Below are 1,814 nucleotides of genomic sequence, written 5' to 3'. Positions count from 1 at the left end.
TAAAAAAGCGGCCATAGCCGCGTTATTTCGCTTCGCTCAACTTCTTTTGGGCGTAGCCCTTTAACTAGGCTGCTTTATTATATTTTTTATTATTATATTTTTATATAACTATACTTTTTATGCGGTAGCATATTAATGTTTTGCAGTTTAAAATTCATATGTTATCCCATGAACACCTTCATATTTTTTTGGTCTCATTATAGCTCCGCATTTTTCGCAACTAAACGTAGGTGGTTCAATTATATTTTCATCATCTATTTCATCAAACATTTCAACCACATCTCTTGGTATATATTCTTCTACTCCACATTCTGTACATATATACAAAATGCCTTCTTCCTTAATTTGTTTTTCTTTTATTTTAGCTTTATATTTCGCTCTTTGTTTATCTTTTATTTTTTTACTCTTTTTTGCCATAGTAATAACCTTCCTTTATACATATAATGGCTCTATTTTATCACGGATTATACCTTTAATAACACCATAACTATACATTAGCTCTTCTATTTTTTTCTTATTTTCATTCATTATTTTTTTCCTGAATTTTTCTCTCATACTTTTATTTTTGTAATATATATCATGAAACTTCATTTGTGCTCCGCACTTCTCGCATATTAAAGGGTTCACACCAAATGTAAGTACTATTCTTGTTTGCCAATTATTCATTTTCCTTTTAAACTCTGCTACTTTCTCATCTACAAGTTTAAAAAATTTATTTTTATGCCTGGTATTTTTAGCATATATTCCATAATATCTTATCATTTTAAAATGCTTTTCTGGTATATGCCTTATTACTTTACCTATAAAATCAAAAACATCAAGCTCTTCTTCAACTTTCTGTCCATCTTCATGTCTTTCATAAACAAAAGTTACTTTTTCACCATCATATTTTTTTATTCTCGATTCAGCTATCGCTGGTCTTGCAGTATATCTTCCAACATATCTTGCTGCTTGTTTTGCTGTTTTTATTTCTCCTTTTCCATATACATAAAATCCATTTTTTAATCTTTTATATAGCTCATTTTTTAATCTTTTAAACTCTTTTTTCCTACTCTTAATATTATTTCCTATCTCATCTAGCAATATTTTCTGCCATCTTTTTCTTAATGCTGTATAGTTTATATGCCTGGTATTTCTCCAAACCGTGATTTCGCCTGCCCCACCTTCGGTAACAATCAAATGCACATGGGGATTCCATTTTAAATCCCTACCAAAAGTATGAATAACTGAAATTATTCCTGGAGTAAAACATTCTTTTTTATTTAAATCTCTAAACCAACTCATAATTGCTTTAGCTGAACATTTGGGTAACAAAGATAGTAATTTTCTATCACGTGCGAAATATATTCTTAGTTCTTTTGGAATTGTAAATACCATATGTCTATGCTTTGAATTAACAAGCCTCGCCACCATCTCATCTGACCATTCTTCAGATTTCTTCTTACCACAAGACGTACAGAATCTACTTTTACATCTAAAACCAACTCTCTTAATTTCTCCACAGTTTTCACATTTAAATTCAATGAATCCATTGTCTAACGACCCACAGTTAATCATTTTGTAAACTTCTCTATCTATGTTAGCCCTAATTTTGCCTTTATTAATTTTACGGAATTTTTCCCAATTATCAACAAATATTTGTTTTATTACTCCACGCATTTATATCAACCCTATACTAATTTTAGAAATAATTATACCAAAAATATGCTTCCAAAATATTACTTGTAATATTTTCCTCGAACTTCTAGACTTAGATTTCTCAAGCCCTAACGGGCTATTTTTTTGAGCCAATTTTTTTTAAATTCCTAAGAAAT

2 protein-coding genes are annotated in these 1,814 nt (G+C 29.4%); both read right to left on the bottom strand.

All coding sequences use genetic code 11. The annotated features are described in order from the left end of the window. Positions 1–147 precede the first annotated feature (147 nt). Positions 148–417, bottom strand: a complete 270-nt coding sequence (locus tag J2Z42_RS14310; RefSeq protein WP_209703440.1) for a hypothetical protein — start codon at positions 415–417, stop codon at positions 148–150. 15 nt (positions 418–432) lie between these two features. Continuing rightward, positions 433–1,659 (bottom strand): IS91 family transposase, encoded by a 1,227-nt coding sequence (locus J2Z42_RS14305; protein ID WP_209703439.1) that lies wholly within the window; start codon positions 1,657–1,659, stop codon positions 433–435. Between the last annotated feature and the right edge of the window lie 155 nt (positions 1,660–1,814).

This window comes from Clostridium algifaecis (assembly GCF_017874415.1).
In the GTDB taxonomy this organism is placed as follows: domain Bacteria; phylum Bacillota; class Clostridia; order Clostridiales; family Clostridiaceae; genus Clostridium_B; species Clostridium_B algifaecis.
The sequence above is the reverse complement of the archived record's forward strand: the minus strand, read 5'-3'. Positions and strand labels throughout refer to the sequence as shown.